The 25,661-nt window shown below is 65.3% G+C and carries 25 protein-coding genes and 1 pseudogene; 22 read left to right on the top strand and 4 right to left on the bottom strand.

Annotated features, from left to right (window positions below):
* Positions 1 to 194: 194 nt before the first annotated feature.
* On the bottom strand, positions 195 to 3,473 hold the full coding sequence (gene rne / locus BGI51_RS00880; RefSeq protein WP_187980028.1) for a ribonuclease E: 3,279 nt from the start codon (positions 3,471 to 3,473) through the stop codon (positions 195 to 197).
* A 704-nt stretch (positions 3,474 to 4,177) separates the two neighbouring features.
* Here rne and rluC point away from each other — a divergent pair.
* The 3 genes from rluC to sppA are packed head-to-tail and all read left to right on the top strand — an operon-like array spanning position 4,178 to position 6,795.
* Complete coding sequence (gene rluC / locus BGI51_RS00875; protein WP_133862675.1) at positions 4,178 to 5,131, top strand: 23S rRNA pseudouridine(955/2504/2580) synthase RluC; 954 nt, start codon at positions 4,178 to 4,180, stop codon at positions 5,129 to 5,131.
* On the top strand, positions 5,124 to 5,810 hold the full coding sequence (locus BGI51_RS00870; protein WP_187980027.1) for an HAD-IA family hydrolase: 687 nt from the start codon (positions 5,124 to 5,126) through the stop codon (positions 5,808 to 5,810). Before rluC ends, BGI51_RS00870 begins: the two co-directional genes overlap by 8 nt.
* A complete protein-coding gene (gene sppA, locus BGI51_RS00865; protein WP_133862677.1) occupies positions 5,803 to 6,795 on the top strand; it encodes a signal peptide peptidase SppA in 993 nt (330 codons plus the stop codon). The genes BGI51_RS00870 and sppA overlap by 8 nt, the downstream gene beginning before the upstream one ends.
* Before the next feature lie 21 nt (positions 6,796 to 6,816).
* On the opposite strand, the gene BGI51_RS00860 is transcribed toward sppA, so the two are convergent.
* The gene (locus BGI51_RS00860; protein ID WP_187980026.1) at positions 6,817 to 7,395 is read right to left on the bottom strand and encodes a Maf family protein; all 579 of its coding nucleotides are present in this window, start codon (positions 7,393 to 7,395) and stop codon (positions 6,817 to 6,819) included.
* Between the two features lie 99 nt (positions 7,396 to 7,494).
* Between BGI51_RS00860 and BGI51_RS00855 the strand changes: the two genes are divergently transcribed.
* From BGI51_RS00855 to BGI51_RS00795, 13 genes are all read left to right on the top strand, one after another.
* On the top strand, positions 7,495 to 8,022 hold the full coding sequence (locus tag BGI51_RS00855) for a YceD family protein (RefSeq protein ID WP_133862679.1): 528 nt from the start codon (positions 7,495 to 7,497) through the stop codon (positions 8,020 to 8,022).
* Between the two features lie 10 nt (positions 8,023 to 8,032).
* Complete coding sequence (gene rpmF / locus BGI51_RS00850; protein WP_007160601.1) at positions 8,033 to 8,215, top strand: 50S ribosomal protein L32; 183 nt, start codon at positions 8,033 to 8,035, stop codon at positions 8,213 to 8,215.
* A 6-nt stretch (positions 8,216 to 8,221) separates the two neighbouring features.
* On the top strand, positions 8,222 to 9,211 hold the full coding sequence (gene plsX, locus BGI51_RS00845) for a phosphate acyltransferase PlsX (RefSeq protein WP_437179462.1): 990 nt from the start codon (positions 8,222 to 8,224) through the stop codon (positions 9,209 to 9,211).
* A gap of 82 nt (positions 9,212 to 9,293) precedes the next feature.
* On the top strand, positions 9,294 to 10,229 hold the full coding sequence (fabD, locus tag BGI51_RS00840; protein ID WP_187980024.1) for an ACP S-malonyltransferase: 936 nt from the start codon (positions 9,294 to 9,296) through the stop codon (positions 10,227 to 10,229).
* Between the two features lie 15 nt (positions 10,230 to 10,244).
* Positions 10,245 to 10,988, top strand: coding sequence for a 3-oxoacyl-ACP reductase FabG (fabG, locus tag BGI51_RS00835; RefSeq protein ID WP_133862682.1), 744 nt, complete (start codon positions 10,245 to 10,247; stop codon positions 10,986 to 10,988).
* Positions 10,989 to 11,156: 168 nt separating this feature from the next.
* Positions 11,157 to 11,393: an acyl carrier protein gene (gene acpP, locus BGI51_RS00830; protein WP_007160597.1), complete on the top strand. Its 237-nt coding sequence runs from the start codon at positions 11,157 to 11,159 to the stop codon at positions 11,391 to 11,393.
* A 137-nt stretch (positions 11,394 to 11,530) separates the two neighbouring features.
* The gene (gene fabF, locus BGI51_RS00825) at positions 11,531 to 12,775 is read left to right on the top strand and encodes a beta-ketoacyl-ACP synthase II (protein ID WP_183628885.1); all 1,245 of its coding nucleotides are present in this window, start codon (positions 11,531 to 11,533) and stop codon (positions 12,773 to 12,775) included.
* A complete protein-coding gene (gene pabC / locus BGI51_RS00820; protein WP_187981245.1) occupies positions 12,775 to 13,587 on the top strand; it encodes an aminodeoxychorismate lyase in 813 nt (270 codons plus the stop codon). The genes fabF and pabC overlap by 1 nt, the downstream gene beginning before the upstream one ends.
* Positions 13,588 to 13,590: 3 nt before the next feature.
* Positions 13,591 to 14,649, top strand: a complete 1,059-nt coding sequence (gene mltG / locus BGI51_RS00815) for an endolytic transglycosylase MltG (protein ID WP_187980023.1) — start codon at positions 13,591 to 13,593, stop codon at positions 14,647 to 14,649.
* Positions 14,646 to 15,284: a dTMP kinase gene (tmk, locus tag BGI51_RS00810; RefSeq protein ID WP_133862686.1), complete on the top strand. Its 639-nt coding sequence runs from the start codon at positions 14,646 to 14,648 to the stop codon at positions 15,282 to 15,284. The genes mltG and tmk overlap by 4 nt, the downstream gene beginning before the upstream one ends.
* Positions 15,277 to 16,260 carry a DNA polymerase III subunit delta' gene (locus BGI51_RS00805; protein ID WP_187980022.1) on the top strand — a complete coding sequence of 328 codons (984 nt, stop codon included), beginning with the start codon at positions 15,277 to 15,279 and terminating at the stop codon, positions 16,258 to 16,260. The genes tmk and BGI51_RS00805 overlap by 8 nt, the downstream gene beginning before the upstream one ends.
* A gap of 39 nt (positions 16,261 to 16,299) precedes the next feature.
* Positions 16,300 to 16,656: a PilZ domain-containing protein gene (locus tag BGI51_RS00800; RefSeq protein WP_017641886.1), complete on the top strand. Its 357-nt coding sequence runs from the start codon at positions 16,300 to 16,302 to the stop codon at positions 16,654 to 16,656.
* A 55-nt stretch (positions 16,657 to 16,711) separates the two neighbouring features.
* A complete protein-coding gene (locus tag BGI51_RS00795) occupies positions 16,712 to 17,494 on the top strand; it encodes a TatD family hydrolase (protein WP_187980021.1) in 783 nt (260 codons plus the stop codon).
* A 216-nt stretch (positions 17,495 to 17,710) separates the two neighbouring features.
* On the opposite strand, the gene BGI51_RS00790 is transcribed toward BGI51_RS00795, so the two are convergent.
* Positions 17,711 to 18,841 carry an aminotransferase class V-fold PLP-dependent enzyme gene (locus BGI51_RS00790; protein ID WP_187980020.1) on the bottom strand — a complete coding sequence of 377 codons (1,131 nt, stop codon included), beginning with the start codon at positions 18,839 to 18,841 and terminating at the stop codon, positions 17,711 to 17,713.
* 171 nt (positions 18,842 to 19,012) lie between these two features.
* Here BGI51_RS00790 and BGI51_RS00785 point away from each other — a divergent pair, with 171 nt between their 5' ends.
* The 4 genes and pseudogenes from BGI51_RS00785 (at position 19,013) to BGI51_RS00770 (ending at position 21,961) form a co-directional block, all read left to right on the top strand.
* Positions 19,013 to 19,654 (top strand): TetR/AcrR family transcriptional regulator, encoded by a 642-nt coding sequence (locus BGI51_RS00785; protein WP_007160588.1) that lies wholly within the window; start codon positions 19,013 to 19,015, stop codon positions 19,652 to 19,654.
* 65 nt (positions 19,655 to 19,719) lie between these two features.
* Complete coding sequence (locus tag BGI51_RS00780; protein WP_133862690.1) at positions 19,720 to 20,688, top strand: GTP 3',8-cyclase MoaA; 969 nt, start codon at positions 19,720 to 19,722, stop codon at positions 20,686 to 20,688.
* An 87-nt stretch (positions 20,689 to 20,775) separates the two neighbouring features.
* Positions 20,776 to 21,389 (top strand): annotated as a pseudogene (locus BGI51_RS00775) (DUF4823 domain-containing protein).
* 11 nt (positions 21,390 to 21,400) lie between these two features.
* Positions 21,401 to 21,961: a DUF1285 domain-containing protein gene (locus BGI51_RS00770; RefSeq protein WP_187980019.1), complete on the top strand. Its 561-nt coding sequence runs from the start codon at positions 21,401 to 21,403 to the stop codon at positions 21,959 to 21,961.
* Between the two features lie 31 nt (positions 21,962 to 21,992).
* Here BGI51_RS00770 and BGI51_RS00765 read toward each other — a convergent pair whose 3' ends face one another.
* Positions 21,993 to 23,642: an electron transfer flavoprotein-ubiquinone oxidoreductase gene (locus BGI51_RS00765; RefSeq protein WP_187980018.1), complete on the bottom strand. Its 1,650-nt coding sequence runs from the start codon at positions 23,640 to 23,642 to the stop codon at positions 21,993 to 21,995.
* Positions 23,643 to 23,934: 292 nt separating this feature from the next.
* Between BGI51_RS00765 and BGI51_RS00760 the strand changes: the two genes are divergently transcribed.
* Positions 23,935 to 24,687, top strand: coding sequence for an electron transfer flavoprotein subunit beta/FixA family protein (locus BGI51_RS00760; RefSeq protein ID WP_187980017.1), 753 nt, complete (start codon positions 23,935 to 23,937; stop codon positions 24,685 to 24,687).
* Positions 24,687 to 25,616, top strand: coding sequence for an electron transfer flavoprotein subunit alpha/FixB family protein (locus tag BGI51_RS00755; protein WP_133862695.1), 930 nt, complete (start codon positions 24,687 to 24,689; stop codon positions 25,614 to 25,616). The genes BGI51_RS00760 and BGI51_RS00755 overlap by 1 nt, the downstream gene beginning before the upstream one ends.
* Positions 25,617 to 25,661: the final 45 nt, after the last annotated feature.

Below are 25,661 nucleotides of genomic sequence, written 5' to 3'. Positions count from 1 at the left end.
CCGTAGGTGGGTTGAGGCAGCCCCGGCGTGGGGGTTGGCACGAAGGTCATCTTCCCCTGCTTCTGGCTCAGTGCTCGCCTTCGCGAGGCTGCTATGGCATGTCCAGGGTGGCGTCGAGCGCGTACCGGCGCCTGTACGGATTCCAGGCATAAAAAAAGAGGCGCCTAGGCGCCCCTTTTCATGGGTGGCTGAGATCAGCCGGGATGATTTTCCCGGGAGTCCTTGAGCTTGCGATCGAGTTCGGCCTGAGTGGCCTCGTCCTCTTTCACGGCATCGGCCTTGGGCGCTTCGTCAGTGACACTGTCCTGACCGGTCAGGGCGACACTGGCCGCTTCTTCCTGGGCAGGGCTGGGTACGACCTCGACGGGCTCTTCCATCACGATCGGTGCCGACTCGGCCTCGGCTGCGGGCAGCTCCTCGGTCGCCTGGGTGGGCTGGACCTCGGGCGCCTGCTGCGGCTCCACGGTGCCTACCGCTGCGGTAGCGAAGGTTTCCTCGGTTTCGGCTATGGCGCCCAGCGCGGGTGCCTCGGCCTGCTGCTCGGGCTGGCTGGCGCGAGCGGCTTCAGCTTCACGAGCCATGCGCTCACGGCGACGACGCTCGCGCGGGTCGTTGGAGGCGCGGCCTGCGGCCGACTCTGCGGTTTCAGCTTCGACCGGTGCGGTAGGAATGGCGGCAGGGGTCGCGACCGGGGCGATCTGCTCGGCGGCAGGTGCGGCAATTTCCACTTCCTGGTGCGGCGCACGCTCGTCCTGCAGCTGGCTCACGTCGGGCGTGAGGATCTCCGGCTGAGCCGGCGCTTCGGCGGCAGGCTGCTCCACCGCGGTTTCCCGGGTGACTTCAGCGACAGGGGTGTCGGCAGCAGCCACTGGCTCCTGCTGATGAGCCTCACGAGCCGCTTCCTGGGTGGCGGCGGCAGTCACGCTCTCGCTCACCACGACAGCGGTGCCCAGAGCTATGGCGGCGGGCGCTACAGGGGCATCGGTACCCGGCTCTTCGTCTTCGATGAAGTTGCCATTGGCATCGCGCTGACGCTCACGACGGTTGCTGCGGCGACGCTGACCGCGGGAACGGCGACGCGGACGCTCTTCGCCTTCTTCCAGCTCGTCATTGCCTTCCAGTACTTCTTCTTCGTTCAGCTCTTCGGCACTGGCCGCTTCCTGACGCTCTTCGCGAGCCTTGCGCTCCTCGCGGGGCTGACGCTCTTCACGTGGCTTGCGTTCCTCGCGAGGCTGACGCTCCTCACGCGGCTGGCGCTCTTCGCGAGCCGGACGCTCTTCGGCACTCACGCGCTCTTCGCGCGGCTGGCGCTCTTCACGGGGTTGACGCTCTTCACGCGGCTGACGCTCTTCGCGAGAGGCGCGCTCCTCACGGGGCTGACGCTCTTCGCGAGCCGGGCGGTCTTCGCGCGGCTGGCGGTCTTCGCGCGGTTGACGCTCTTCGCGAGTGGCGCGCTCTTCGCGGGGCTGACGCTCCTCGCGAGCCGGGCGGTCTTCACGGGCCTGACGCTCCTCGCGGGGCTGACGCTCTTCCCGCGGCTTGCGCTCTTCACGGGCCGGGCGCTCGCTGCGCTCGCCACGATCGGCGCGGGGCTGACGCTCTTCGCGCGGCTTGCGCTCGTCGTCACGACGACCTTCGCGGCGGCGATTCTGCTGACGGCCGTTGCGGCGCTCGTCCTGGCTGCGCTGCTCGTCGCTGCTCTTGGCGGCGACCGGCGCGGCAACGGCCTTGTCGGCCATGGGCTGCTCTTCGGTCTTGCCGGCGAACAGGCTGACCAGGGACTTGACCAGGCCCTTGAACAGATTGGGCTCGGCGGTGGCCTTGGCTGCGGGGGCGACGGGCGCCACGACTTCGGCCGTGACCGGGGTGGGGGCCGGTGCGCGCTCGGGCGCAACCTTCACTGCCGCTTCCTGGCGCACCAGGGTGCGGGTGGAGCTGACCGGCTGCACCTCTTCGGCTTCGGTGTTGGCCATCTCGTAGCTGGACTGGCTGTTCAGCAGCTCGGGATTGTCGTCACGCAGACGCTGCACTTCGAAGTGCGGGGTCTCGATGTGATCGTCCGGCAGGATGATGATGCGCACGCGGGTGCGCAGCTCGATCTTGGTGATGCTGTTGCGCTTCTCGTTGAGCAGGAAGGACGCGACCTGGATGGGTACGTGGGCACGAACCTCGGCGGTGCGATCCTTGAGGGCTTCTTCCTCGATCAGGCGCAGGATGGCCAGCGACAGGGATTCCACGTCGCGGATGATGCCCTGGCCGTTGCAACGGGGGCAGACGATACCGCTGGTTTCGCGCAGGGAAGGGCGCAGGCGCTGGCGGGACATTTCCAGCAGGCCGAAGCGGGAGATGCGACCGATCTGCACGCGGGCGCGGTCGGCTTCCAGGGCTTCGCGGACGCGATCTTCCACGGCGCGCTGGTTCTTGACCGGGGTCATGTCGATGAAGTCGATGACGATCAGGCCGCCGATGTCGCGCAGGCGCAGCTGGCGGGCGATTTCCTCAGCCGCTTCCAGGTTGGTCTGCAGGGCGGTTTCTTCGATGTCGCCACCCTTGGTGGCGCGCGCCGAGTTGATGTCGATGGACACCAGGGCTTCGGTGGGGTCGATGACGATGGAGCCGCCCGAGGGTAGCTTCACTTCACGCTGGAAGGCGGTCTCGATCTGGCTTTCGATCTGGAAGCGATTGAACAGCGGGACGCTGTCCTGGTACAGCTTGATCTTGCTGGCGTACTGCGGCATCACCTGGCGGATGAAGCTCAGGGCTTCTTCCTGGGCTTCGACGCTGTCGACCAGCACCTCGCCGATGTCCTGGCGCAGGTAGTCGCGGATGGCGCGAATGATGACGTTGCTTTCCTGGTAGATCAGGAAGGGGCCCTTGCGCTCGCCCGAGGCTTCGTTGATGGCGGACCAGAGTTGCAGCAGGTAGTCGAGGTCCCACTGCAGTTCTTCGGTGCTGCGACCGAGACCGGCGGTGCGCACGATCAGACCCATGTCGCCCGGGGCGTTCAGGCCGTTCAGGGCTTCGCGCAGTTCGTTGCGCTCTTCACCCTCGATGCGACGGGAGATGCCGCCCGCGCGGGGATTGTTGGGCATCAGCACCAGGTAGCGACCGGCGAGGCTGATGAAGGTGGTCAGGGCGGCGCCCTTGTTGCCGCGCTCTTCCTTTTCGACCTGGACGACTACTTCCTGGCCTTCGGAGAGCACTTCCTTGATGTTAACGCGGCCTTCCGGGTTCTTCTTGAAGTATTCCCGGGAGATTTCCTTCAGCGGGAGGAAGCCGTGGCGGTCGGCGCCGAAGTCGACGAAAGCGGCTTCCAGGCTGGGCTCGATGCGGGTGATGCGGCCTTTGTAGATGTTGGCCTTTTTCTGTTCGCGGGCTCCGGACTCGATGTCCAGATCGAACAGACGTTGACCGTCGACCAGGGCAACCCGCAATTCCTCGGGCTGGGTCGCGTTGATGAGCATTCTTTTCATGTAATACCACTACGTTCCAGGCTCTCGGCCCGCGTGGTGGCAACAGGATTCAGGAGAAGGGTGCACGGGGTCGTATCGAAGCCGGTCCAAGCCGGCCTTCGTGTCCAGCAGCAGGCCCGGGGGCGTGCCGCGACTACGTCTCCTGCAGGCGCTTGAGCGACTGCCGTTGCAGCTCCACAAGAGGAGGAATCAACCAGGCATGGTGCGGGCGTGACAGCCGAAAGGCTCGGGCAGCCGGGTCGTCGCGGGATTCGTGTCAGGTGTCGCGGTTGGAGCATCGGCCGTTGGCCTTGAGGCTTCCACCTGCGATCGTCACCTTGGCCGAAGCTGGGCGCGAAGCGGGCTGCAGGCGTACTGTCAGGCTACGCGATACGCTGGTTGTGCATCTCCATCCTGCACACAATCTTCAGGAATCTGGTGCCGCCCGCAAGGTCCGGAGCGGTTGTCGTTTTACAGCTGACACCCTGGGTGCCGCTGCCTTGGTTACCAGGCGGATCGCAGCTCGCCACTCACCCCCTTGGGCAGAGTCGGCGGTCTGCTGGACGGCCAGACGTCCAGTGACTATTGCATTTGCAGCCTATTATTCGCGGGCGGAATCTACGGCCTCGCGAGCGGTGCCATCCAGACAGGACTGATAACCGCCTCCGGACTATAGCAGCAAGCTTTAAGTGCTTCAAATAAGGGAAAATTGCTATCATCTGCCGATGACTAAGCCTCCTTCTCCCAGCACCGGCGTTCAACTGCTCGATGTGCCCGCCGACTATGCCGGCCAGCGTATCGACAACTTCCTGCGTACCCAGCTCAAGGGCGCGCCCAAGACCCTCATCTATCGCATCCTGCGCAAGGGCGAAGTACGGGTGAACAAGGGGCGCATCAAGCCCGACTACCGACTGCAGGCCGGCGACCAGATCCGCGTACCGCCACTGCGCCTGTCCGAACCCGACGAGCCAGCACCCCTGGCCAAGGGACTGCTTGAGCGCCTGGAAGACTCCATCGTCCACGAGGACAAGACCCTCATCGTCATCAACAAGCCGGCCGGCATCGCCGTGCACGGCGGCAGTGGCCTGTCCGGCGGGGTCATCGAGGTCTTTCGCCAGCTGCGTCCCGACGCCCGCGACATCGAGCTGGTCCATCGTCTCGATCGGGATACCTCGGGCCTGCTGATGATCGCCAAGAAGCGCAGCATGCTGCGCTTCCTGCACGAAGCCTTGCGCGGCGACGGTGTGGACAAGCGCTATCACGCCCTGGTGCGCGGCCATTGGCCGGCGGCCAAGAAGAAGATCAGCGCGCCGCTGCTGAAGAACACCCTCAGGTCCGGCGAGCGCATGGTCGAGGTCAATGACGAGGGCAAGGAGGCACTCACCGAATTCCGGGTGCTGCGGCGCTATGGCGAATTCGCCACCCTGGTCGAGGCACGGCCGGTGACCGGGCGGACCCACCAGATCCGCGTCCATGCGCGCCATGCGGGGCACGCCATCGCCGGCGATCCCAAGTACGGCGACGAAGCCTTTTCCCAGGAGATCCGCGAGCTCGGTGGCAAGCGACTGTTCCTGCACTCCGCGAGTCTGGTGATCCCCTTGCCCGAAGGCGGTGAGCTGCGCCTGGAAGCGCCGGTCGACAGCACCTGGAGTCAGACGCTGGAGCGTCTGGATGCCTGACTACCAGCTGCTGATCTTCGATTGGGACGGTACCCTGGCGGATTCCATCGGCCGGATCGTCGAGGTCATGCACGTGGCGGCCGAGCAGTTGGGGTTGCCGCCGCGCAGCGACGTGGCCATCAAGGGCATCATCGGCCTGGAACTGGTCGCAGCGATCCAGACCCTCTATCCGCAGCTGGTGACCCCGGCGCAGATCGAGGGCTTTCGCGATGCCTACAGCGCCGAATTTGTCCGTCAGGAGCAGGCGGCCTCGCCGCTGTTTCCCGATGTGCTGAGCGGGCTGCAGCGCTTTCGCGCCCAGGGCTATCAGCTGGCCGTGGCGACAGGCAAGAGCCGTCGCGGCCTGGCCCGTTCGCTGCAGCAGCATGGCCTGAACGATTTCTTCGACATCACCCGTTGCGCCGACGAGGCCGCCGGCAAGCCCGATCCGCAGATGGTGCAGGAGATTCTCGCCCACTGTGGCGTGGCGCCGGAGCGGGCCCTCCTGGTAGGAGATGCGGTCTTCGACCTGGAAATGGCGCGACGCGCTGGGGTTGCTGCGGTCGGGGTCGCCTATGGTGCCCAGCCGGCTGAGGTCCTCAGGGATTTCGGACCGCGCCTGGTGATCGAAGCTTTCGCGGACCTGGCGCTATGGCTGGGTGACAATGTGGTGTGCAGGAGTGATAGCGGGCATGGCTGACGAGTGGAAGGAAGACAGCGGACGTACGCGTCCGGCGGACGACAAGACCTGGGCTCTGATCGAGAAGACCATGCTCGCCAGCGTGCGCGAGCAACGGCGAGCGCGGCGCTGGGGCATCTTTTTCAAGTTGCTGACCTTCGCCTACCTGATTGTCATGCTGGTGCTGTTCACGCCCCTGCTGTCCCTGGGCAAGAAGGGCGGGGTAACCGAGTCCGGCGCCCATACCGCGCTCATCGAACTCAAGGGCGTGATCGCCGACGATGAGAAGGCCAGTGCCGACAATGTCGTGACGGCGCTGCGCAAGGCCTTTGACGACAGCAACACCCGCGGTGTGGTGCTGCGTATAAACAGCCCAGGCGGCAGTCCGGTGCAATCCGGCTACATCTATGACGAGATCAAGCGTCTGCGCGGTCTGCACCCGGACATCAAGCTGTACGCGGTGATCACCGACCTGGGTGCCTCGGGCGCCTACTACGTGGCCAGTGCGGCCGATGCCATCTATGCCGACAAGGCCAGTCTGGTCGGCTCCATCGGCGTGACCGCGGCTTCCTTCGGTTTCGTCGGCACCATGGAAAAGCTGGGCGTGGAGCGGCGGGTCTATACCTCCGGCGAACACAAGGCCTTCCTGGATCCCTTCCAGCCGCAGAAGCCCGAAGAGACCCGCTTCTGGCAGCAGGTGCTGGATACCACCCATCAGCAGTTCATCGACAGCGTCAAGAAAGGCCGCGGCGATCGACTCAAGGTCGAGGGTCATCCCGAGTTGTTCTCCGGACTGGTGTGGTCCGGCGAGCAGGCGCTTTCCCTGGGGTTGATCGATGGGCTCGGCAGTGCCAGCTACGTGGCACGGGATGTGGTCAAGGAGGAGCGCCTGGTGGACTTTACCCAGGAGGACTCGCCCTTTGATCGCTTCGCCAAGCGCCTGGGTGCCAGCGTTGCCGAGCGTCTGGCGCTCTATATGGGCTGGCAGGGTCCGGCGCTGCGTTAATTGGTGCCAGCTGCAGGTGGCCTAGGGCACCTGCACTCCTGCCTGGCGCAGCAATGCGGCCAGGCGGATCAGCGGGAGGCCGATCAGACTGGTCGGATCCTCTCCCTGCATGGCTTCGAACAGGGCGATGCCGAGGCCTTCGGCCTTGAAGCTGCCGGCGCAATCATAGGGTTGCTCCGCCCGCAGATAGCGATCGATCGTCGCAGCATCCAGCGGGCGAAAGCGCACCTGGAAATCCACCACCTCGCTGCGGCACTCGCCGGTTCGACTGTCCAGTACGGTCAGGCCGGTATGGAACACCAGGGTGCGACCGCTGGCCCGGGCCAGTTGCTGATGAGCCCGTTCATGAGTCAGGGGCTTGCCAAGAATCTCGCCGTCGACGGCGGTCGCCTGATCCGAGCCGATGATAAGTGTCGGCTCCCGCTGATCGGCCAGGGCGGCGGCCTTGGCGCGGGCCAGGCGTTCTACCAGCGCCCGCGGGCTCTCGCCGGGTAGCGGCGTCTCGTCGATGTCCGGCGACTGGTGGGCGAAGGGCAGCTGCAGCCTTTCCAGCAATTGGCGGCGGTAAGGCGAGCTGGAAGCGAGTAGAATGAGAGGCATCAGTTTGTTCTCGGGCGAGGTCGACCAAAGGTCGGTCGGAGTCGCTTCGGGGTTAATTTCCTTTGACAGCCGTAAGGCCGTCCCTATAATGGCGCGCTTATGTTGAATGGGCCAATTCCACCTCAGGTCGATCCTCGCAAATTGGCGGATCGCGGCGTAACCCTCAAGGGTGAGCTGCCTCTCGCGAACATGCGGCGTGTCGGCGAGCAGCTCGTGAAGTCCGAAGGCGCGGTTGCCGTCGTCCTCGACTTCGGGCGTGATCAACAAAAGCAATTCGTCATCCATGGTGTCCTGGATACCAAGGTCGAGATGATTTGCCAGCGTTGTCTGGAGCCGGCAGTGCTTCCCATTAGCAGCGAATTCGATTTCGCCGTGCTCTGGGAAGGGAAGTCGGCCGATGCCTTGCCACAGGGTTACGATGCCCTGGAGGTTGGTGAAGAGCCCCTGGATCTGCATAGTCTGATCGAAGAAGAGCTGCTGCTCGCGCTGCCGATCATTCCCGTGCATCCAGAAGGTGCTTGCCAGCATCCGGAAGGTTTCGAGGCGCCCGAAGAGCCGGCGGACGAGGAAAAGCGACCCAACCCGTTCAGTGTACTTGCGCAGTTGAAGCGTGACCCAAACGTTTAGGAGTTAAATCATGGCTGTTCAGCAGAACAAAAAATCCCGTTCCGCTCGCGACATGCGTCGTTCGCACGACGCCCTCGAAGCGAACGCTCTGTCCGTGGAAAAAAGCACCGGTGAAGTTCACCTGCGCCACCACGTGTCGCCCGACGGTTTCTACCGCGGTCGCAAAGTGATCGACAAGGGTTCCGACGAGTAATCCTCGATCGAAATCGTCATCGCGATCGATGCAATGGGCGGGGACTTCGGCCCCCGCTGCATTGTTCCTGCTTCATTCGACGCTCTCGAGCGTTTCCCTGCCTTACACCTCCTTCTCTGTGGTCAGCGCGACGCTCTGTCGGCCTGGTCACCGCCTGCCTCTCTTGCCGCTCGCCTGCAGTTCGAATACGTCGATGGCCTCGTCGGGCCCGATGAGCGACCCGCCAGTGTGGTGCGCAGTCGCACCCGTACGTCCATGCACGCCGCGCTCGAAGCGGTGCGGCAAGGCCGCGCCCAGGGCTGCCTGAGCGCCGGCAATACCGGGGCCTGGATGGCGCTTGCGCGCCTGCTGCTCGGGACGCTGCCGGGCATCGATCGCCCGGCCATGATGTCGGCACTGCCCGGGCAGGGCAGGCATCAGACGCTGCTGCTGGATCTTGGCGCCAATCTCGACACCACCGCCGAACAGCTGGTGCAATTCGCCTATCTGGGGGCAGGTGCGGCCCAAGCCCGGGGCCTGGCGCGGCCCAGGGTCGCGCTGCTGAATGTCGGTCGCGAACCGGGCAAGGGCACGCCGGTGATCCAGGACGCCGCACGGCGCCTCGCCGAGAGTCAGGCTTTCGACTTCATCGGCTTCGTCGAGGGCAGCGATCTCTATGCGGCGGTGGCGGATGTGGTGGTCTGCGATGGCTTCACCGGCAATGCCGTGCTCAAGTCCGGAGAGGCGCTGCTGCGCCTGCTGGTCGAGCGCAGCGGCACGGCTTCCTGGCTCGAGCGTCAGTTGCTGCAGCCCTGGCTGGCCCGGCGTTTCCGCCACTGGGATCCGGAGTTGCGCAATGGCGCGAGCTTTCTCGGCCTGAATGCGGTGGTGGTGAAAAGCCATGGCGCGGCAGGCGAAGTTGGTCTCGTTCAGGCCATCGAGCGTGCCCTGCGCGATGTGGAGACTGATCTCCCCGGGCGGATCCGGTTAAACTTGGCGGTTCTGAAAGCGGTGTGACCGACCGGTCGACACCGACATCTCAGTCTGTCAGTGGCGGAACCGTGGTTTCGCCGGCAATGGACCTACAAGAGACCTGCCTATGTCCGCCTCTCTCGCTTTCGTCTTTCCCGGTCAGGGTTCCCAGGCCCTGGGCATGCTGGGTGAGCTGGCCACGCACCACGCGCTGATCGGCGAAACCTTCGCCGAAGCGTCCGCTGTCCTCGGCTATGACCTCTGGGCGCTGACCCAGCAGGGCCCGCAGGAGTCGCTCAACCAGACCGACCGCACCCAGCCCGCCATCCTGGCCGCCTCCATCGCATTGTGGCGTCTGTGGCTGGCCGAAGGCGGCGCCAAGCCGGCCTATGTCGCCGGTCACAGCCTGGGCGAATATTCGGCGCTGGTCGCCGCGGGCAGCCTGCCGTTCGCCGAGGCGGTACGCCTGGTGGCGCGCCGCGGTGAGCTGATGCAGGAAGCCGTCCCCGCCGGGCAGGGCGGTATGGCCGCCATCCTGGGTCTGGAAGATGCCCAGGTGCTGGCCGCCTGTGCCGAAGCCGCCCAGGGTGAAGTGGTGAGCGCGGTCAACTTCAACGCTCCGGGCCAGGTGGTGATCGCCGGTGCCGCCGCTGCGGTGGAGCGCGCCATCGAGGCCTGCAAGGCCCTGGGTGCCAAGCGCGCCGTGGCGCTGCCGGTCAGCGTGCCCTCTCACTGCGACCTGATGCGTCCGGCGGCCGAGCGCTTCGCCGAGGACGTGCGTGGCTGCACCTGGAGCCAGCCGGAAATTCCGGTGGTGCAGAACGTCAATGCCGGCGTCAACACCGATCTGGCCAGCCTCCAGCAGGATCTGCTGGCCCAGCTGTACAGTCCGGTGCGCTGGGTCGAGTCCGTGCAGTACCTGGCTGCCCAGGGCGTCACCCACCTAATGGAGTGCGGCCCCGGCAAGGTACTGGCCGGTCTGAACAAGAGATGCGTCAAGGGCGTGGAAACACTGGCCCTGGACACCCCCGACGCCTTCGCCGCCGCGCGCGCGGCTTTTTGAATCGAGGAAAACGAGATGAGTCTGCAAGGTAAGGTCGCCCTGGTCACGGGCGCCACGCGTGGTATCGGTCAAGCCATCGCCCTGGAACTGGGTCGGCTCGGCGCCACCGTGATCGGCACCGCGACCAGCGAGGCGGGTGCCCAGCGCATCGCCGAGTCGCTCAAGGCCAATGGCATCGAAGGTACCGGTCTGGTGCTCAACGTGTCCGACAACGCCTCCGTCGCGGCTGCCCTCGAGCAGGTCCAGACGCAATTCGGCGCGCCGTCGATCCTGGTCAACAACGCCGGTATCACCCGCGACAACCTGATGCTGCGGATGAAGGACGATGAGTGGTTCGACGTGATCGATACCAACCTCAACAGCCTGTTCCGTCTCTCCAAGGCCGTGCTCAAGGGCATGACCAAGGGTCGCTGGGGTCGTATCATCAGCATCGGCTCGGTGGTCGGCGCCATGGGCAACGCCGGTCAGGCTAACTATGCCGCCGCCAAGGCCGGCCTCGAGGGCTTTACCCGGGCGCTGGCCCGCGAGGTGGGTTCGCGCAACATCACCGTCAATGCCGTGGCCCCGGGGTTCATCGATACCGACATGACCCGTGAGCTGCCCGAAGCCCAGCGCACCGCGCTGCTGACCCAGATCCCGGCCGGCCGCCTCGGTCAGGCCGACGAGATCGCCAAGGTGGTCGGCTTCCTGGCGGGCGAGGGCGCGGCCTATGTGACCGGCGCCACGATCCCCGTGAATGGCGGAATGTACATGAGCTGACCGACGTTACCCCCCGCGCGGCTATTGCGCTAAGCTGGTAAACTGTCGGACCAGCAATGGCCGCGCATACGTCTTGATGTCGCGTCAGCTTGAAATACGGAAATCCCTTTCTATACACTTACGCGCAATCCGTTGTGCGGATTTTTCCTTTAGGAGTGAGAACACGGTATGAGCACCATCGAAGAACGCGTTAAGAAGATCGTCGCTGAGCAGCTCGGCGTGAAGGAAGAGGAAGTTACCAACAGCGCTTCCTTCGTCGAGGATCTGGGCGCCGACTCCCTTGACACCGTCGAACTGGTGATGGCTCTGGAAGAGGAATTCGAGACCGAAATCCCGGACGAGCAGGCTGAGAAGATCACCACCGTCCAGGAAGCTATCGACTACATCGTTGCTCACCAGCAATAAGTAGTCGCCAGTTTCGGACAAAAGAAGCCGCACGTCCTGTAGGGCGTGCGGCTTTTCTTTAGGTCCAGGGTCAAGATCGATGCAATCGGCTGTTTTTAAGAGGGGTGGCCGCCCCGGAAGGACAAGAGGAGTTGGGTGTGTCGCGTAGACGTGTCGTGATCACGGGTATGGGCATGGTATCGCCGCTTGGCGCCGATGTGGCGAGCAGCTGGGAAGGCATCCTGGCCGGTCGCAGCGGTATCGCGCCGATCGAGCATATGGACGTCTCTGCCTTCAGCACGCGGATCGGCGGATCGGTCAAGGGATTCGACGTGGAGCAGTACCTGTCCGCGAAGGAAGCCCGCAAGCTGGATCTGTTCATCCAATACGGTCTCGCCGCCAGCTTCCAGGCCATGCGTGACAGCGGTCTCGAGGTCAACGATGGCAATCGCGAGCGCATGGGTGTCGCCATGGGTTCCGGCATCGGTGGACTGACCAATATCGAGGCGAATTGCCAGTCGCTGCTCGCCCAGGGTCCCCGCCGTATTTCCCCCTTTTTCGTACCGGGCTCCATCATCAACATGGTGTCCGGCTTCCTGTCGATCCACTTGGGTCTGCAGGGCCCCAATTACGCCATCGCCACTGCCTGTACCACGGCAACGCACTGCATCGGCATGGCGGCGCGCAACATCGCCTATGGCGAAGCCGACGTCATGGTCGCCGGCGGTTCGGAGATGGCGACCTCGGGTCTGGGTCTGGGTGGCTTCGGCGCGGCGCGTGCCCTGTCGACCCGCAATGACGATCCGACCCGCGCCAGCCGTCCCTGGGATCGCGATCGCGATGGCTTCGTGCTGTCCGACGGTGCCGGCGCCCTGGTGCTGGAAGACTACGAGCACGCCAAGGCGCGGGGCGCCCGTATCTATGCCGAGCTGATCGGCTTCGGCATGAGCGCGGACGCCTTCCACATGACCGCCCCGCCGGAAGATGGCGCGGGTGCTGCTCGCTGCATGAGAGCGACGCTCAAGGATGCCGGTATCGCGCCGGAAGCGGTCGACTACGTCAACGCCCATGGCACCTCCACGCCAGCCGGCGACCTGGCCGAAGTGGCGGCCTTGAAGCAGGTGTTCGGCGAGCAGGCCAAGCGTCTGAGTGTGAGCTCCACCAAGTCCATGACCGGTCACCTGCTGGGCGCCGCAGGCGCGGTGGAAGCCATCTTCACGGTGCTCGCCCTGCGCGACCAGGTGGCGCCGCCCACCATCAATCTGGACAATCCCAGCGACGGCTGCGATCTGGACTTCGTGCCCCACGAGGCACGGCAGCGGCCCATCGAAGTGGCCCTGTCCAATTCGTTCGGCTTCGGTGGCACCAACGGCAGTCTGGTGTTCCGGCGCTTCGACGCTTGATCCAGGACTGGCTCAACGGCCAACCGCTGGACCCCGGTCTGCAACGCGATCGGGGTCTGGCCTATGGCGATGGGCTGTTCGAGACCATCGCCGTACGCCGGGGCCAGCCGCGTCTGCTCGACCGTCATCTGCAGCGGCTGGCCACCGGTTGCCAGCGACTGCGTATTCCCTGCGACATCGCCCAGCTGGACGCCGAGATTCGCGCCTATGCGGCGCTGCTGGGGGAGGGCGTGGCCAAGCTGCTGCTCACCCGCGGCGATGGCCTACGCGGTTACGCCCCGCCGGCCGAACCCGCGGTGCGGCGCCTGCTGCTGGGCTCGCCCACGCCGGCCTATCCACCGGCTCACGCGACCGAGGGTATCGCCCTCCATCCCTGCACGACGCGCCTGGCTACCCAGCCGTTGCTGGCCGGGCTCAAGCACCTGAATCGACTCGAACAGGTCCTGGCGCGTGGGGAATGGACCAGCACCGACTATGCCGAAGGCCTGATGCTGGATCAGGATGGCCGGCCGATCGAAGGGGTGTTCAGCAACCTGTTCCTGGTCTGCGCGGGGCGGCTGCAGACCCCCGCGCTCGATCGCTGTGGCGTGGCCGGGGTATTGCGCGGTCTGTTGCTCGACCTCGCCGCTCAGGCAGGCATCCCGAGCGAGGTCCGGCCGCTGGCGCTGGACGAACTGCTCGGTGCCGACGAAGTTTTCCTCTGCAACAGCCAGTACGGTATCTGGCCCGTGCGCCGGTACGCAGCCGCGAACTGGTCCGTGGGGCCGGTGACCCGTAAACTGCAAGGTTCGATAAACGAGATTCTGGAATAGCCGATGCGCAAGGCGAGAGCTCTGCTTACGGCGGTCTTGGCCGCCGGTGGCCTGCTGCTGGTCCTGGCCGGTTGGCGCCAGCACCAGGCACTGATTCAGCCGTTGAAAGTCGATGGCGAGCAACTGATCGAGATCCCCAAGGGCGGGACCCCGGGCGGCAGTCTGCTGCGCCTGGAAGAGCAGGGCGTGCTCGATGGCGCCTTCTGGCTGCGCCTGTACTGGCGCTTCAATCTGGCCGGGCAGACGCTGCACAGTGGCGAATACCGCCTGACCCCGGGCATGACGGTGGAGCAATTGTTCAGCCTCTGGCGCAAGGGCGAGGTGGTGCAATACGGCCTCACCCTGGTGGAAGGCTGGAATATCCACCAGGTCCGCGCTGCGCTGGCGCGCCAGCCCAAGCTCGAGCACGACACCGCCGAGCTGGACGATGCCGCCCTGATGAAACGCCTGGGGCTGGACGGCCAGCACCCCGAGGGGCGCTTCTTCCCCGATACCTATCGCTATGTGAAGGGCCAGCGCGAATCCGACCTGTTGCGCCAGGCCAACCAGCGCCTGCAGTCCGTGCTCGATCAGGAATGGCAGGCGCGGGATCCCGCGGTGCCCTACAAGGACGCCTACCAGGCGCTGATCATGGCCTCGCTGGTGGAAAAGGAAACGGGCGTCCCCGAGGAGCGCGACGAAATCGCCGGGGTCTTTGTCCGGCGCCTGGCGGCCGGCATGCTGCTGCAGACCGATCCCACGGTGATCTACGGCATGGGCGAGCGCTATAACGGCCGGATCACCCGCGCCGATCTACGCGAGCCCTCGCCCTACAACACCTATCTCAACGCGGGACTGCCCCCCACGCCGATCGCCATGCCCGGTCGCGAGGCCATCCATGCGGCGCTGCATCCCAAGGACGGCGACAGCCTGTATTTCGTCGCCCGTGGTGATGGCAGCCATGTCTTTTCCAGGGACCTGGAAGCGCACAACCAGGCGGTCCGCGACTTCCAGCTCAAGCGGCGCTCCGACTATCGCTCCAGTCCCGCTCCGCAGACGCCCGAAACCAAGGAAACCCCATGACGGCAAACGGCCTGTTCATCACCCTCGAAGGCCCCGAGGGCGCGGGCAAGAGCACCAACCGCGACTATCTCGCCGAACTTTTCGGCGCCAGCGGGCGTGAGGTGGTGCTGACCCGCGAGCCGGGTGGCACGCCGCTGGCCGAGCGCATCCGCGAGATCCTGCTGGCGCCGGCGGCCGAGCCCATGGCCGTGGATACCGAATTGCTGCTGATGTTCGCCGCCCGCGCCCAGCACCTGGCCCAGGTCATCCGGCCCGCCCTGGCGCGTGGCGCCCTGGTGCTCTGCGATCGCTTCGTCGATGCGACCTATGCCTACCAGGGCGGCGGCCGCGGCGTACCCGTCGAGCGCATCGCCACCCTGGAAGCCTTCGTGCTGGGCGATCTGCAACCCGATCTGACCCTGGTGTTCGACCTGCCGGTGGACATCGGCCTGGCCCGTGCCGCCCGCCGTGGTGCCCTGGACAGATTCGAGCAGGAGCAGCGCGCCTTCTTCGAGGCAGTGCGCCAGACCTATCTGGATCGCGCCCGGGCCGTGCCGGCGCGCTATCGCCTGATCGATGCCTCGCGCAGCCTCGCCGAGGTGCAGACGGATCTGCGCGCCCTGGTCGCCACCCTGGAGTCAACGTTTGGTGGCTGACGTCTATCCCTGGCAGCAGGACCTCTGGGCGCGGATCTCGCCCCGGCGGCAGCATCCCCATGCCTATCTGCTGCATGGCCCGCGCGGCATCGGCAAGCGTGATCTGGCCGAACGCCTGGCCGCCCTGCTGCTGTGCCAGGCGCCCCAGGGGGATGCCGCCTGCGGCCAGTGCAAGGCCTGTTCCCTGCTCAGGGCCGGGACCCACCCCGATTACTGCGTGATCCAGCCGGAAGAGGCCGAGAAGCCTATCCGCGTCGACCAGATCCGCGGGCTGGTGGACTTCGTTACCCAGACCGCCCAGCTGGGCGGGCGCAAGCTGATCCTGCTGGAGCCGGTCGAGGCGATGAACCTCAATGCCGCCAACGCCCTGCTCAAGAGTCTGGAGGAGCCCTCGGGCGCAACGGTGCTGCTGCTGGTGAGTCACCAGCCGAGTCGCCTGCTGCCCACCGTGCGCAGCCGCTGCGTGCAGCAGGCCTGTCCGGTGCCCTCGCGCGCCGAGAGTCTCGCCTGGCTGGGCGAGCGCCTGCCGGAGCTTGAGGAAGAGATCCGCATCCAGTTGCTGGTGCTGGCCGGCGGCTCGCCGCTGGCGGCCCTGCGCCTGCATGGCGAGGACGTGCTCGCCCGCCGGGCCCTGGTGGTGGAGGGGGTGAAGCGCCTGCTCAAGCGCCAGGCGGCGCCCAGTCAGCTGGCCGAGAGCTGGAACGCCGTGCCGCTGCCGTTGCTGCTCGACTGGTTCTGCGAGTGGACCCATGGCGTCCTCCGCCAGCAGTGGGGTGGAGCCGATGCCGAAGCCGCACCGGACATGGTCAAGGTGCTGGGTTATCTGGCCGAGAAGAGCGCGCCGCAGGCGGTGCTGACCCTGCAGGAATGGCTGCATGCCGAGCGGCAGAAGGTGCTGGGCAAAGCCAACCTCAACCGCGTATTGTTGCTGGAATCGCTGTTGATCCGCTGGGCCGGCCTGGTGCCCGGACGCTAGCGATCCGCGCGTTCGTCTTGCCTGTCTCGAGAGAATCTCATGAGTTTGCCGCAGAACCTGGGCCCCCGTAATGGCATCCTGTCCCTCACCATCAAGGACAAGTCGGTGCTCTATGCCGCCTACATGCCCTTCATCCGCAACGGTGGCCTGTTCATTCCGACGGGCAAGACCTACAAGCTCGGCGACGAGGTCTTCATGCTGCTCAACCTGATGGACGAGCCGGACAAGATCCCGGTCGCCGGCAAGGTGGTCTGGATCACCCCCAAGGGCGCCCAGGGCAATAGAGCCGCCGGGGTCGGCGTGCAGTTCAACGAAGGCGACAATACCGCGCGCAACAAGATCGAAACCTATCTGGCCGGCTCGCTGAAGTCGGACCGTCCCACCCATACCATGTGATGCCTGCGCCGTCCCGCTGGGGCGGGGCGTCGCTGCTGATTCAAGGCTATTTCTCGTGCACTTCGTCGACTCCCACTGTCACCTGGATCGACTCGATCTTTCCCTTCACGACGGCTCCCTGGACGCAGCGCTGGATGCCGCGCGCGCCCGGGGTGTCAGCCAGTTCCTCTGCATCGGCGTCGATGCCGGCAACGCCCCCACGGTGCAGGCCCTGGCCGAACGCTATGCCGACGTCCACTGCGCCGTGGGTATCCACCCGCTGGATGCGGCCCAGGGCAGTGCCATCGATCTCGACTGGCTGCTCGCGCGGCTGGCCCATCCCCGCGTCGCCGCCATCGGCGAGACCGGGCTGGACTATCACTATCAGCCGGACACCGCCGAGATCCAGCAGCGGTCCTTCGCCCTGCACCTGGAGGCGGCCCGCCGCACGGCGCTGCCCCTGGTGATCCATACCCGCGAGGCGCGGGCCGACACCCTGGCCATGCTGGGCGCCGCCGACCTGCCAGGCGCCGGGGTGCTGCACTGCTTCACCGAGGATTGGGCGACGGCCAAGGCGGCGCTGGACCTGGGCTTCTACATTTCCTTTTCCGGCATCCTGACCTTCCGCAATGCCGCCGACCTGCGCGACGTCGCGCGCCAGGTGCCGGCCGATCGCCTGCTGGTAGAAACCGATTCGCCCTATCTGGCTCCGGTGCCCCACCGCGGCAAGGCCAATCTGCCGCAATTCGTGGTCGAGGTCGCCCAGTGCCTGGCCGACGTGCGAAGCGTCAGTCTGGAGACCCTGGCCGAGCAGACCACGGCCAACTTCCGGCGGCTGTTTCCCCGCGCCACCCTCTAGGCAAAAAAATGGCCCGGGTATCCAGGGATACCCGGGCCGGACCAGCGGTTCGCCTGGACGGAGAGCCGCCTCCCTGGCCCGCGCCGCGGGGGTCGACGCGGCCAGTCACTTGAGTATTGGTCAGCTCGGAGAAAGGTCCAGTCGGGATTGGACGTTTTTTAAACAGTTTTGGAATAGCGCTGCCCCGACACTGGCTATGCCGGGCCTTTCAGGCCATCAGAAGCGCGCCAGCGCCCCGACCAGATCCAGCGTCTGTTCCAGGACGTGCTCGCTGGTATAGAAGTGTGGCGACAGGCGGATGCCCGGACCCCGCTGGGCGCAGACCACGTCGGCGGTCTTGAGACGTTCGAACAGTTGGCGGTTGTCCCAGCCTTCGAGCGAGAAGGTGAGGATGCCCGAGCGCCGCTCGACGTTGCCCGGCGAATGCAGGACGGCACCGGGTAAGCGGCGGATATGACTGTCGAGCAGCTCGATCCGCGCCAGCAGGTCCTTGCCCACCTGTTCCATGCCGGCATCCTCCAGCAGCGACAGACTCGCCTCCAGGGCCACCGCACCGAGCATGTTCGGGCTGCCGCACTCGAAGCGCATCGCCGTCCTGGCCGGTTGCCATTCGCGCTGGCTGTAGTCGCCGGCGTTGTCCAGCATGTGCCAGCCGTACTCGTGCAGCTTCAGCTGCTCGCGCAGATCGGCGCGGCAATAGAACACCCCCAGGCCTTCCGGGCCGAGCATCCACTTGTGACCGTCGGCCATGGCGAAGGCGCAGTTGCAGGCCTGGGCATCGAAGGGCAGGGCGCCCAGTTGCTGGATGGCGTCGACGCACAGCAGCACGCCCTTGGCGTCGCAGCCCTGGCCCAGCTGGGGCAGGTCCAGGCGCAGGCCGCTGGCGTATTGCACGGCGCTGATGGCCATGAGTCGGGTGCGCGGGCCGCAGGCCGCTAGCAGATTAACCTCGGGGGTGTCACCCAGGCTGACTTCCACCACCTCGACGCCAAAGCGGGCCAGGGCTTCCCAGACCACCCGGTTGGAGGGGAACTCCTCGTCGCTGATCACTACCTGGTCGCCGCTCTGCCAATCCAGGCCGAAGGCGACGAAGGAGAGCGCTTCCGAGGTGTTCTTCACCAGGGCGATGTCGCTGCTGGACGGCGCATTGAGCAGGCGGGTCAGGCGATCGCGCAGGCGCTGTTCCATGACCAGCCAGGTCGGATAGTTGCGCGCACCGTATTGGCAGTTTTCGGCGGCGAATTCGGTGACGGCCTGCGCAGCGCGCTTGGGCCACGGGGCCACGGCCGCGTGGTTGAGGTATCTCATGGCGTAGGCCTGAGGGAATTCGTGCTTCCAGGAAGACATTGACTCGATCCGTACAATCTGGGTGTGATGGGGCATAATAAGGGGCGCGCCCGCGCGGTTCACCGATGCTTTCGGTGCAGCTCGCCCAAGGTGTGACGAAGTGCCGGTATGCCGAGGGGTGACTGGCGATTCGAAGGCCCTATCCCTTTTCAAAACAACAAGTGGGCTGCCATGCAGAAAGAATCCCGCAAAGTCCGCGAGTTCCGTCGCCGCGAACAGGAAATCCTCGATACCGCCCTGCAGCTGTTTCTCTCCGAAGGAGAAGACAGCGTCACCGTCGAGATGATCGCCGAGGCGGTCGGTATCGGCAAAGGCACCATCTACAAGCACTTCAATTCCAAGGCCGAGATCTATCTGCGCCTGATGCTGGATTACGAGCGGGACCTGGCCGAGCTGTTCCAGTCGGACAACGTCGCCCGTGACCGCGAAGCGCTCTCCCGCGCCTATTTCGAATTCCGCATGAGCGATCCGCAGCGCTACCGCCTGTTCGATCGACTCGAGGAGAAGGTGGTCAAGACGCGTCAGGTGCCCGAACTGGTCGAGCAGCTGCACAGCATCCGCACTTCCAACTTCCAGCGGCTGACCAGCCTGATCGAAGGCCGGATCGACGAAGGCAAGCTCGAGGACGTCCCGCCCTATTTCCATTACTGCGCCGCCTGGGCGCTGGTGCACGGGGCCGTGGCCCTTTACCATTCGCCCTTCTGGCGCGACGTGCTGGAGGATCAGGAAGGTTTCTTCCAGTTCCTCATGGAGATCGGCGTGCGCATGGGCAACCGCCGCAAGCGAGACGTCGAAACGCCTGTCCGATCCTAGGGTCCGATAGAGGCAAGGGATGCCGCGCCATCCCTTTTCTCTTGTCCCACTGGAGTACCCCCAAGATGATCGTTGACCGCCAGGGTAGGGCGTTTCGCAACTTGCGGATCAGCCTCACGGCGGCCTGCAACTATGCCTGTACGTACTGCGTGCCCGACGGCAAGCGGCTCGTGGCGGCGCAGGACGAACTCAGTGCCGAAACCATGGCCCGGGGTGTGGAATACCTCATCGATGCCGCCGGTATCGAACGGCTGCGCATCACCGGGGGCGAACCCCTGGTCACGCCGCGGCTGGAACCCTTTCTCGCCCGTGTCTCCCAGCTCGGCCTCAAGGACATCAGCCTGACCACCAACGGTCAGCTGCTGCCGCGCAAGCTGGACTTCCTCATCGACCACGGTATCCGTCGCCTCAACGTTTCCCTCGACACCCTCGATGCCGAAGCCTTCCCGCGTCTGGCGCGGGGGGGCGATCTGGCCACGGTGCTGGCCGGACTGGAAGCGGCGCGGGCCGCTGGTCTCAAGATCAAGCTCAACATGGTGCCCCTGCGCGGCCAGAATCTCGACCAGGTGCTGCCGCTGCTGGACTATTGCCTGGAGCGGGGTTTCGAGCTCAGATTCATCGAGCTGATGCGCATGGGGCACCTGGCCAAGAATCCCGCGACCTTCAACAACCAGCTGGTACCCCTGGCCGAATTGCTGGAGATCATAGGTTCGCGCCATGCCTATGTGCAGGCCGATGCCCCGGTGGATTCCACGGCGCTGCGCTATCGCGTCGAGTCGGGCGGCCACTTCGGTGTCATCGCCAACGAAAGCGTGCCCTTCTGCCGGACCTGCTCGCGACTGCGCCTGTCGTCCACCGGCTGGCTGCATGGCTGCCTGTCGTCGAGCAACCGCCACTATGTCGGCGATCTGCTGGACAAGCCGCGTCACCTGGCATTGCCAGCGCTGCAGCGGCTGCTGGTCAAGGCATTGGGCGACAAGCAGGAGGTGGCCTTCTCGGGGGGCGTGACCGTCATGAAGATCATCGGCGGCTGATCTAGCAGCTGCGCCTCGAACTGGCGCGAAAGCTGCTAAGGCCCCTGTATCGACGACAACTTGGCGCCGGACAGGGGTCTGCTCTTCATGGTCAAACTGCGTTTTCTCTTCATTTCCGTGCTGCTGGCCTGCCTGGGTGGCTGCATGAACGTCAGCGACATGGCGTCCGGTGTCGAGTACCACCTGCGCGACGCGGGGCTGCTCGACTACAGCAGGACCCAGCGGCTGAACAACTTTCGGCTACAGGCCGACTCCTACATCTACATAGCCCAGGGGCCTTCGTGCCGGTGGGCCATCCCTATGCCCGTCCAAACGTGGTAGCGGAAGAGGCCTTCAAAGGCTTTGTGGAATACTTCCCGCGGGTAAGGCGGGCAGACAAACCTGAGGGTTTCGACGAGGCCATGGCCAAGGCCCGGCAGCTGGGTGCTCACTATGTGCTCTATACCCGCTTCGCCGGCGCGGACGATCGCATCGGCACCTGGGAGGAATGGGAAGATCAGGACGACATCGGGAGGGTCGGGCGCGATCGCAGCGTCGTGCAGATGATGCTGGTGGAGACCGCTACCTTCCGTCTGGTGGACACGGCGCGGATTCGCAGTCGTGGCGGCTTCCTGACGTTCTATGACGAGCGCCCGGAAGACCTGCTCGGGCCGGCGCTTAATGAATATGCCCAACGCCTACTCGGTTTGGGCTCCCGATAGAGGAGAAGGGCGTGACCCAGGTTGACGTGACGCGGAATCTGCTGGCGCAGCTGCCAGCCGCCGAGGACGGCAAGCTGCCGCCCGTGGAGCTCTGGCACCCGCCGTTCTGCGGCGACATCGACCTGCGCGTCGCCCGGGACGGTACCTGGTATCACCAGGGCACGCCCATCACCCGCCCGGCCATGGTCCGGCTGTTCTCCACCATCCTGAGGCGCGATCCCGAGCGCTATGTACTGGTGACGCCGGTGGAGTGCGTGGGCATCCAGGTCGAGGATGTGCCCTTTCTGGCCGTGGATGTCGAATGGAGCGGCAGCGGCAGGGAGCAGGCCCTGGATTTCCTCACCAACGTCGGGGATCGAGTCGCAGCGGGCGCCCAGCACCCGCTGCGATTCGAAGAACAGGATGACCAGCCTGCACCTTATGTCCGGGTGCGCGGCGGGCTGGAGGCGCGGATCAATCGGGCGGTGTTCTATCGGCTGATGGAGAGGGTCGAGGAAGGCACCCATGAGGGCCGCTCCTGGCTCGGCCTCTGGAGTCGCGGCAGCTTCTTTCCCGTCGCGCCCGCTGAATAGCGAAAGGGCCCCGCAGGGCCCTTTTTTACGCTTACATGTTGGGGTAGTTGGGACCACCGCTGCCTTCCGGCGCTACCCAGGTGATGTTCTGCGCCGGGTCCTTGATGTCGCAGGTCTTGCAGTGGACGCAGTTCTGGGCATTGATCTGGAAGCGCGGCTCGCCGCCATCGCGGACCACCTCGTAGACCCCGGCCGGGCAGTAGCGCTGGGCGGGTTCATCGTACAGCGGCAGGTTCTGCGCGATGGGAATCGAGGGATCCCTGAGCTTCAGGTGAACCGGCTGGTCTTCCTCGTGGTTGGTGTTGGAGAGGAACACCGAGGACAGCTTGTCGAAGCTCAGCTTGCCATCCGGCTTGGGATAGCTGATGCGCGGCGCCTCGTCGGCCTTCTTCAGGCAGGTGTGGTCCATGCGCCGATCGTGCAGGGTGAAGGGCAGGGCGCCACCCAGCAGGTTGTGCTCGACGAAGGCGAAGGCCGGGCCCAGTAGCGGACCGAACTTGTGCATGGCCGGACCGAAGTTGCGGCTGGCGTGCAGCTCTTCCTGCACCCAGCTGCCCTTGAAGCCGTCGACGTAACCCTGGAGTTCGTCGCCTTCGCGACCGGCCGCCAGGGCGGCGACGATGGCGTCGGCGGCGAGCATGCCGGACTTCATGGCGGTGTGGCTGCCCTTGATCTTGGCCGGATTGAGGGTGCCCAGGTCGCAGCCGATCAGGGCGCCACCGGGGAAGACCATCTTCGGCAGGGAATTCAGGCCGCCCTTGACCAGGGCACGGGCGCCGTAGGAGACGCGCTTGCCGCCTTCCAGGTACTGGGCCACCACCGGGTGGTGCTTGTAGCGCTGGAATTCATCATAGGGCGAGAGGTGCGGATTGCTGTAGGCCAGGTCGACGATCAGGCCGACCACCACCTGGTTGTCTTCCAGGTGATAGAGGAAGGAACCGCCCGGGTTTTCCTTGTCCAGCGGCCAGCCGGAGGTGTGGATCACCAGACCCTGCTCGTGCTTGGCCGGATCGATCTCCCACAGCTCCTTGATGCCGATGCCGTAGTGCTGCGGATCGGCGCCTTCGCCGAGCTTGAATCTCTGGCCCAGCTGCTTGCCCAGATGGCCACGGCAGCCTTCGGCGAACAGGGTGTACTTGCCGCGCAGCTCCATGCCGGGGGTGTAGACCCCCTCCTTGGGCTGACCTTCGCGATCCACGCCCAGATCGCCGGTGATGATGCCGCGCACCACGCCCTGCTCATCGATCAGCGGCTCCTGGGCGGCGAAGCCCGGATAGATCTCCACGCCCAGGGCTTCGGCCTGCTGGCCGAGCCAGCGGCAGAGATTGCCCAGGGAGATGATGTAGTTGCCTTCGTTGTGCATGGGCTTGGGCACGAAGAAATTCGGCACCTTGGTCGCCTGGTGATCATCCTTGAGCAGGTAGATGTCGTCGCGCTTGACCGGGGTGTTCAGGGGCGCGCCGAGTTCCTTCCAGTTGGGAAAGAGCTCGTCCAGGGCGCGGGGTTCGAAGACCGCGCCGGAGAGAATGTGGGCACCGACCTCGGAGCCTTTCTCGACCACGCAGACACTGATCTCCTGGCCGTTTTCGGCCGCCTGCTGCTTGAGGCGACAGGCCGCGGACAGGCCCGCGGGGCCGGCCCCGACGATCACCACGTCGAATTCCATGTATTCGCGTTCCACGGCTCACTCTCCTCAGGCAAAACTCACGATCTGGTTATTTATGTAGGGATGCAACAAAAGACTTCATTATATCCGGCGTGCTCCCTGGTACCCATTCAAACGTTTGTTTAAATTTTCTGCAAGCCTGTTAGACTCGGGAGTTACCAGCCCCTGACGGACTGTCGCGTTGACCCCTGCTGCCGTGGAGGTCAACATAAGAAGAATTTGCAACAAGCTTGGAGCGGCAGGGGTCGTGTCCAACGCAAGGTCGCCTTGGCGTCCTGTTTATTCACCAGAATAAATCGAGGGATTCATGAAGGTTCTCGTAGCTGTCAAACGCGTGGTGGACTACAACGTCAAGGTCCGCGTCAAGGCCGACCAGACCGGTGTCGACCTGGCCAACGTCAAGATGTCCATGAACCCCTTCTGCGAGATCGCCGTGGAAGAAGCGGTGCGCCTGAAGGAAAAGGGTATCGCCAGCGAGATTGTGGTCGTGACCGCGGGTCCCGCCCAGGCGCAGGAACAACTGCGTACCGCCCTGGCACTGGGCGCCGATCGCGCCGTGCTGATCGACACCGGTACCGCCGAGCTGTCGTCGCTGACCACCGCCAAGCTGCTCAAGGCCGTGGTGGAAAAGGAACAGCCGCAGCTGGTGATCCTCGGCAAGCAGGCCATCGACAGCGACAACAACCAGACCGGCCAGATGCTGGCCGCTCTGACCGGCTTCGCCCAGGGCACCTTCGCCTCCAAGGTGGAGCAGGCCGCTGACGGCCTCAACGTGACCCGCGAGATCGATGGCGGTCTGCAGACCGTGGCGCTCAAGCTGCCGGCGGTGGTGACCACCGACCTGCGCCTCAACGAACCGCGCTACGCCTCGCTGCCCAACATCATGAAGGCCAAGAAGAAGCCGCTGGAAACCCTGACCCCGGACGCTCTGGGCGTGGCGGTGAAAGCCTCCTACGAGGTGGTCAAGGTGGAAGCCCCGGCGGGTCGTCAGGCGGGCATCAAGGTCAAGTCCGTGGCCGAGCTGGTCGAAAAACTCAAGAACGAAGCTAAGGTGATCTGATGGCCATTCTCGTCATTGCCGACCACGACAACGCCAACCTCTTCGGCGCTACCCTGAACACCGTTGCCGCGGCCCAGGCCATCGGCGGCGACATCCATGTGCTGGTCGCCGGGCAGAACGCCCAGCCGGTCGCCGACGCCGCCGCCAAGCTCGCCGGCGTCGGCAAGGTGCTGCTGGCCGACAACGCCGCCTACGCGCACCAGTTGCCGGAAAACGTCGCGCCGCTGGTGGTCGAGCTGGCCGCCAACTACAGCCACGTACTGGCCGCTGCCAGCACCAATGGCAAGAACTTCCTGCCGCGCGTCGCCGCGCTGCTGGACGTCGACCAGATCTCCGAGATCATCGCCGTCGAATCCGCCGACACCTTCAAGCGGCCGATCTATGCCGGCAACGCCATCGCCACCGTGCGCTCCACGGCGCCGGTCAAGGTGATCACCGTGCGCGCCACCGGTTTCGATCCGGTCGCCGCCGAGGGCGGTTCCGCCGCCATCGAAGCCGTGAGCCTGGTCAAGGATGCCGGCATCTCCAGCTTTGTCGGCGAAGAGCTGGCCAAGTCCGACCGTCCCGAGCTGGGCGCCGCCAAGGTGGTGGTCTCCGGTGGTCGCGGTCTGCAGAACGGTGACAACTTCAAGATCCTCTACGCCCTGGCCGACAAGCTGGGCGCGGCGGTGGGTGCCTCGCGCGCTGCGGTGGACGCCGGCTTCGTGCCCAACGACATGCAGGTCGGCCAGACCGGCAAGATCGTCGCGCCGCAGCTGTACATCGCCGTCGGCATCTCCGGGGCCATCCAGCACCTGGCGGGCATGAAGGATTCCAAGGTGATCGTCGCCATCAATAAGGACGAGGAGGCGCCGATCTTCCAGGTGGCCGACTACGGCTTGGTGGGTGACCTGTTCGAATTGATCCCCGAGCTGGAAAAGGCCATCTGAGGCCCACCCCCGTGCAAGAGCCCGCCCTTTGGCGGGCTTTTTCAT

Source organism: Pseudomonas oryzihabitans (genome assembly GCF_014522265.1).
Classification (GTDB): domain Bacteria; phylum Pseudomonadota; class Gammaproteobacteria; order Pseudomonadales; family Pseudomonadaceae; genus Chryseomonas; species Chryseomonas aestiva.
Note: the sequence above shows the minus strand (reverse complement) of the source record. Positions and strands in the feature narration are given on the sequence as shown.

What these genes read in the sequence shown, in the direction of transcription:
- fabD (WP_187980024.1), top strand. Translation starts at nt 9,294, where the DNA reads ATGTCCGCCTCTCTCGCTTTCGTCTTTCCCGGTCAGGGTTCCCAGGCC.
- rluC (WP_133862675.1), top strand. Translation starts at nt 4,178, where the DNA reads ATGACTAAGCCTCCTTCTCCCAGCACCGGCGTTCAACTGCTCGATGTG.
- mltG (WP_187980023.1), top strand. Translation starts at nt 13,591, where the DNA reads ATGCGCAAGGCGAGAGCTCTGCTTACGGCGGTCTTGGCCGCCGGTGGC.
- BGI51_RS00780 (WP_133862690.1), top strand. Translation starts at nt 19,720, where the DNA reads ATGATCGTTGACCGCCAGGGTAGGGCGTTTCGCAACTTGCGGATCAGC.
- BGI51_RS00755 (WP_133862695.1), top strand. Translation starts at nt 24,687, where the DNA reads ATGGCCATTCTCGTCATTGCCGACCACGACAACGCCAACCTCTTCGGC.
- rne (WP_187980028.1), bottom strand. Translation starts at nt 3,473, where the DNA reads ATGAAAAGAATGCTCATCAACGCGACCCAGCCCGAGGAATTGCGGGTT.
- tmk (WP_133862686.1), top strand. Translation starts at nt 14,646, where the DNA reads ATGACGGCAAACGGCCTGTTCATCACCCTCGAAGGCCCCGAGGGCGCG.
- rpmF (WP_007160601.1), top strand. Translation starts at nt 8,033, where the DNA reads ATGGCTGTTCAGCAGAACAAAAAATCCCGTTCCGCTCGCGACATGCGT.
- BGI51_RS00855 (WP_133862679.1), top strand. Translation starts at nt 7,495, where the DNA reads ATGTTGAATGGGCCAATTCCACCTCAGGTCGATCCTCGCAAATTGGCG.
- BGI51_RS00870 (WP_187980027.1), top strand. Translation starts at nt 5,124, where the DNA reads ATGCCTGACTACCAGCTGCTGATCTTCGATTGGGACGGTACCCTGGCG.
- fabG (WP_133862682.1), top strand. Translation starts at nt 10,245, where the DNA reads ATGAGTCTGCAAGGTAAGGTCGCCCTGGTCACGGGCGCCACGCGTGGT.
- acpP (WP_007160597.1), top strand. Translation starts at nt 11,157, where the DNA reads ATGAGCACCATCGAAGAACGCGTTAAGAAGATCGTCGCTGAGCAGCTC.
- sppA (WP_133862677.1), top strand. Translation starts at nt 5,803, where the DNA reads ATGGCTGACGAGTGGAAGGAAGACAGCGGACGTACGCGTCCGGCGGAC.
- BGI51_RS00860 (WP_187980026.1), bottom strand. Translation starts at nt 7,395, where the DNA reads ATGCCTCTCATTCTACTCGCTTCCAGCTCGCCTTACCGCCGCCAATTG.
- BGI51_RS00800 (WP_017641886.1), top strand. Translation starts at nt 16,300, where the DNA reads ATGAGTTTGCCGCAGAACCTGGGCCCCCGTAATGGCATCCTGTCCCTC.
- BGI51_RS00785 (WP_007160588.1), top strand. Translation starts at nt 19,013, where the DNA reads ATGCAGAAAGAATCCCGCAAAGTCCGCGAGTTCCGTCGCCGCGAACAG.
- BGI51_RS00760 (WP_187980017.1), top strand. Translation starts at nt 23,935, where the DNA reads ATGAAGGTTCTCGTAGCTGTCAAACGCGTGGTGGACTACAACGTCAAG.
- BGI51_RS00790 (WP_187980020.1), bottom strand. Translation starts at nt 18,841, where the DNA reads ATGTCTTCCTGGAAGCACGAATTCCCTCAGGCCTACGCCATGAGATAC.